1 pseudogene is annotated in these 1002 nt (G+C 75.9%); it reads right to left on the bottom strand.

Going from position 1 to position 1002, the window contains the following annotated elements:
• Window positions 1-1002 (bottom strand): annotated as a pseudogene (locus tag GL263_RS27195) (DEAD/DEAH box helicase); the annotation flags it as partial.

Raw genomic sequence — 1002 nt, 5'->3', positions numbered from 1 at the left:
CCCCTCCCCGGACTCCTCCATCCCGAACTCGCCGAGGCCCAGCAGGTCCGCGTCGGGCAGCCGCAGCACGATGCCGTCGTCCGCGTGCATCACCTGGGCGTCCAGCCCGTACCGCTCGGTGAGCCGGGCGCCCAGCGCGAGCGCCCACGGGGCGTGCACCTGCGCGCCGAACGGGGAGTGGACGACCACCCGCCAGTCGCCCAGCTCGTCCCGGAAGCGCTCCACCACGATCGTCCGGTCGTCCGGCACGTGCCCGCAGGCCACCCGCTGCTCGTCGAGGTAGGCGAGCAGGTTGCCCACCGCGAGGTCGTCCAGACCGGCCGCGGCCAGCCGCTCCCGGGCCGCCGACGCGTCCAGCCCGCCCAGCTCCCGGACGAACGCGCCCAGCGCGCGGCCGAGCTCCAGCGGACGGCCGAGCTGGTCGCCCTTCCAGAACGGCAGCCTGCCCGGGACACCGGGCGCCGGTGTGACCAGCACCCGGTCCCGGGTGATGTCCTCGATCCGCCAGGACGTCGTGCCGAGCGTGAAGACGTCGCCCACCCGCGACTCGTAGACCATCTCCTCGTCCAGCTCGCCCACCCGGCCGCCGCCGCGCCGCGGGTCCGAGCCGGCGAGGAAGACGCCGAACAGGCCCCGGTCGGGGATCGTGCCGCCGGAGGTGACGGCCAGCCGCTGCGCGCCCGGCCGCGCGCTGACCGTGCCGGCGACCCGGTCCCACACCAGCCGGGGCCGCAGCTCGGCGAAGGCGTCCGACGGGTAGCGGCCGGCCAGCATGTCGAGCACCGCGTGGAAGGCGGACTCCGGCAGCGCGCCGAACGGCGCCGCCCGCCGCACCAGGTCGAGCAGGTCGTCGACGTCCCAGCTGTCCATGGCGGTCATCGCGACGAGCTGCTGGGCGAGCACGTCCAGCGGGTTCGCCGGCACCCGCAGCGCCTCGATCGCGCCCTCCCGCATGCGCTCGGTGACCACCGCGGACTGGAGGAGGTCGCCCCGGTACTTGGG

Origin of the sequence: Streptomyces durbertensis (assembly GCF_014156695.1) — a bacterium.
GTDB lineage: Bacteria > Actinomycetota > Actinomycetes > Streptomycetales > Streptomycetaceae > Streptomyces > Streptomyces durbertensis.
This window is presented reverse-complemented; position numbering and strand designations above follow the sequence as displayed.